The 4,618-nt window shown below is 36.8% G+C and carries 2 protein-coding genes; both read right to left on the reverse strand.

Annotation, left to right across the window (positions count from 1 at the left end; translation table 11 throughout):
• Nucleotides 1-292: 292 nt before the first annotated feature.
• The gene (locus ACP6PL_RS29705; protein ID WP_426548968.1) at nt 293-1,555 is read right to left on the reverse strand and encodes a two-component system response regulator; all 1,263 of its coding nucleotides are present in this window, start codon (nt 1,553-1,555) and stop codon (nt 293-295) included.
• Nucleotides 1,555-4,275, reverse strand: coding sequence for a PAS domain S-box protein (locus tag ACP6PL_RS29710; protein ID WP_426548969.1), 2,721 nt, complete (start codon nt 4,273-4,275; stop codon nt 1,555-1,557). The genes ACP6PL_RS29705 and ACP6PL_RS29710 overlap by 1 nt, the downstream gene beginning before the upstream one ends.
• Nucleotides 4,276-4,618 lie beyond the last annotated feature (343 nt).

Raw genomic sequence — 4,618 nt, forward strand, 5'->3', positions numbered from 1 at the left:
TTAGGATGGGATGGCGAGGTTTCCCGCTCTTAACAGAGCCGCGAACGCTTTTCATGTCGCGCAGCGTTAACGCGCGTTGTGCGGAACGCTAAACGCCATATCCAATCGACCAAGAGAAGAAATAATATTTCCTTATATTCAATTCCCGAACGGTTTTAACCAGAGGTAATTATCAATTATCCATTATCCATTATCAATTATCAATTAATGAACATACTTATTTCATCCTGACTCCTGACTCTTTATTTTTTATACTTTAAACGGGGAAATGTATTAACCCAAATCTATTGGCTCAAGCCAAAAATGTACTGCTATTTTGGCAAAACTCCTGAAAATGATTTACTGGAATAGGCGGGCCAAACAAATAACCTTGAGCAATATGACATTGATTTTGCTCCAGAAATTCAATTTGTTTCTCATTTTCAACTCCTTCAGCAATTATACTTAAATTCAGGCTATGACCGATCTGAATAATAGCTTTTGTCAGAGCAACCTTGTCAGCATTGTGAGTAATATTACGCATAAAACATTTATCAATTTTGAGTATATCAAAAGGGAATTGATGTAGATAACTTAAACTAGAATAACCAGTCCCAAAATCATCAATTGCTAGGTTAAGGCCGAGAGATTTTAGTTGATTAATTATCTCAATGATTGAAATAGTTTGATCCATTAGCAGGCTTTCAGTCAACTCCAAAGTCAGTAGTTTAGGGTCTAGCTTACTTTCTATCAGAACTTGACTTACTTCTTGAACTAAAGCTTTTCGTTTTAACTGGCGAGATGATAAATTCACTGAGATTTTCAAAGGGAAAGAAAAAGTATTTTGCCAATCTTTGATTTGCATACAGCTTTGTCTTAAAACCCACTCACCAATTGATTCAATCAGTCCAGTTTCCTCAGCTATGGGAATAAAGGTATTCGGAGAAACTAAGCCTCGTTTGTGATGTTGCCAGCGTAGGAGAGCTTCTACACCAATAAACTGTCGATTTGAAATATTTACCAAAGGTTGATAATAAACTTTTAACTCTTCTCGTTCTAAAGCAGAGTATAAATCTTTTTCTAGCTCTAGTTGATCTGTATTGGCTATTAAGTCAGTGCTTGTATTGATGATAGCTTTGAGTTTCTCTCTCATCTGCCTGGCTGTTTCTATTGATCGCATAAGTTCGGTTTCTTTTTCATGCTTTCTCAAGGCCATTTTAATTGTGGCGTGTAATTCTCTCTCTTGAAATGGTTTGAGGATGTAACCATAACACCCTGTTTCTTCAGCTTGCTTTAAGGTGTCATCATCTGCATAGGCAGTTAAATAAATAACCGGAATCCTATATTTATTATAAATTTTACCCGCCGTCTCAATGCCATTCATATCACCTTGAATGACAATATCCATGAGAATTATTCTAGGGCACTTCTCCTTAGCAACTTGGATCGCATCTTCCCCTGACGAAACAATATCAATTATGTTATAGCCTAGTTTTTTAAGTTTGCTAGCTAATTGGCGAGCAATTAATAACTCATCTTCTACTATGAGGATGTCAATTGGTTTAATATTAGTCATTAAATTCTTTTAGGATATTTAAGTTCTGCAAAAATTAGGTTAAAAGTAGTCCCATTATTGGAAATAATCTTAAGATCTGCTCTAATCTGTTGACTAAGCAGATCAACTAATTGTAACCCCATACTTTCTGTCTGGGAAATATCAAAATTTGAAGGCAAGCCAATACCATTATCTTGAATACTTAGCATTACTCGATCCTGCTCCTTTTTAAGACTCAGGTAGACTTCTCCCTTTTTATTATCTGGGAAGGCGTGTTCAAAGACATTAGCAATCAGTTCACTAACAATAAGTCCACAGGGAGTCGCTGTTTCAATATTTAGGGAGACTGGTTCTAGTTCTAATTTAAGTTTAATTCTATCTGTTCTGATATTAAATGAGTAATATAACTGTTGTGCTAAAGTTTCTAGATATTCACTAAAATTAATCTCGGCTAGATTATGAGAGTTATATAGCTTTTCATGGATTAAAGCCATTGAATGGATACGATATTGGCTTTCTTGAAAGATTCTAGATACTTGTGGATCTGTAATATATTCATTCTGCCAATGCAGAAGGCTGGAAACCACTAATAAATTATTTTTGACTCGATGGTGAATCTCTTTGAGCAGCATTTCCTTTTCTTGAAGAGAAGATTTCAGCAATTCTTCTGCTTGCTTACGTTCAGTAATATCACGGCAAACACAAACTAATCCACCACCTTCAATTAACGTGAGAGAAATCTCCTCAGTAAAGGTAGAACCGTCCTGCCGTTTTGCAATTGCTTCTCCCTGCCAATGCCCATCACGCAGTAGAATAGGCCAAATTTCCCACTCAAACCGTTCCAATTCATCGCGGTCATAAAAATCTCTCCAAGTCTTACCCAGAATTTCCTCTTTATCTTGATAACCAAAGAGTTTGAGGTGGGAATTATTAGCATAAATGTATTGCTCATCTGCATCAAGAATTGCAATTCCGTCAATAGCTGCTTCCATTGCTACAGACTGTTGTTTGAAGCTACGTTCTGCCTTAACTCGCTCAGTTATATCTGTTTGAATGCCAATGTAATGAGAAAGGTTATCTTGTTCATCATAGATAGGAGAAACACTCAATTCATTCCAGAAGAGAGTGCCATCTTTACGATAGTTACGCAAACTCATAGTACAACTCTCTCCCTTTTTTAGAGCTTTTCTAAGTTTTAACAGTCCAGCTTGTCCACAATCTTCACCTTGCAAAAATCGGCAATTATGTCCGATGACTTCTGCTGCTCTATAGCCAGTGATTTTTTCAAAGGCTGGGTTGACGAAAATCGTAGGCAAATCTGGTAAGCGGGCATCTACAATCACAATGCCATTACTGCTAGCCGAGATCGCCCGTCCTTGAAGTTTTAGGGTTTCTTCAATCTCCTTTTGTTTACTAATATCTTCGGCAAAGCCTGCAATACGATAGACTTTGCCTAAGTCATCACGAATAGGAAAGGCGCGATCTTGTATCCAACAGATTTTTCCATCCGGACGAATGATGCGATATTGCTGGTTATATTCAGCCCGTAATTGTTGCGGAAAAGCAGCTACCACCATCTCACGATCATCGGGATGAATTGCTTCTATCCATTGTTTGGGGGAGCGGTAAAGTTCCTCAGTCGAAAATCCCCATATTTTCTCATAAGCCGGAGAAACGTAGATAATCTGACTTTTATCCAGATTCGTCATCCAGAAAACACTCTCAATATTTTCTGTAAGTTGACGTAGATATTCCTGATTTTGAACTAATTCTGCTGTTCGTGTTTTAACCCTAGCTTCAAGTTCCTGATTGAGATTTTCTAGTGCTTGAGCAGCTTGCATTCTTTCCAATTCAGCAGCAGCTCGGGAAGCAAAAATTTTCAGGATTTTCTCAAACCAAGACTGATTAGCGATCTGGTCTTCGTCAAGAATGCATAGCAAACCAATAGGTTTTTGCTTAGAGCTGAGTAGAGCCACACCTAGATAGCTATCTACTTCCCACTTCTGTAAAGCTAGGTCTTGAGGAAATTGTTCTTGAACCTTAGTGGAACAGAAGTAGCTTCCTTGCTCTAAGACAATTTTACAAGGAGTAAATTCCAGATTATAAGAGAAATTGGGACTTAGCCGATCTACTGACCAAAAAGCTAGAGTTTCTAATATATCTCCTTTATTTTCGGAGATGATGACATAGCTGACTTCAAGGGCTGCTGCTAAGTGCTTAACAAAAGCAGGAAAAAAGTCTTTTCCCATTAAAGAAGCTGTTCCACTGACAAGGTTATGCAAAGCTATTTCAGTTTTTTGGCGTTCTTCAATTTCTTTTTGTAGCTGAGAGTTTTGGATCTCGAGAGTTTTAGTAAGATGCCGCATTTTGAGATGAAGGCTGACTCTAGCTAAAACTTCCTCTTGCTGAAATGGCTTAGTAATATAATCTACTGCTCCCAAATTTAAACCAGTAACTTTGTCCTTGGCATCTGTTAAAGCAGTCATAAAAATGATTGGAATCTCCTGAGTGCAGGAATTCGCTTTGAGTCGCTGGCAAATTTCAAAGCCATTAATATCTGGTAACATTACATCTAGGAGAATCAAATCAGGAGGTTGTAACTCTATTTGGTTAAGAGCATTATAACTATCGACCTCAACTCGAACTTGATAACCTGCCTCACTTAGGGCATGATGCAAGACCTCTAAATTAGTAGGATTATCATCAATCACTAAGACAGTAGCATCATTAGTTAAGGGCATAGTCTAGCTTTTAATTAGATTAACTTCAAATATTAATTTGACCTAGTATATTTATAGACCAATTAATATTAGACATTTATATTTTTCAGTATAAAAGTAAATTTGTAGATTTCTTGGACTAAGTAACAAAACTTGACCATTTCTCTTGAATTAGGTAAAAAAACTTGACCATTGGGAAAAAGCAAAAAATTTGAAAAATATAGCACTACGTCTTTTGGTTAGGACAATAAATTTTGATTTTAAGGGAATAGGGAACAGGAGAATGTCCTAAGCTATTTACCGAATTATTTAATTATTAATAATTAAATAATTCTGGTTTAAAGCCTCCCCTTGGATAGGGGAA

The sequence above is a fragment of the Dapis purpurea BLCC-M126 genome, assembly GCF_050015975.1.
Taxonomy (GTDB): Bacteria; Cyanobacteriota; Cyanobacteriia; order Cyanobacteriales; family Microcoleaceae; genus Trichodesmium.

Coding starts and splice junctions, on each gene's coding strand:
- ACP6PL_RS29705 (WP_426548968.1), bottom strand. CDS start 1,555: ATGACTAATATTAAACCAATTGACATCCTCATAGTAGAAGATGAGTTA.
- ACP6PL_RS29710 (WP_426548969.1), bottom strand. CDS start 4,275: ATGCCCTTAACTAATGATGCTACTGTCTTAGTGATTGATGATAATCCT.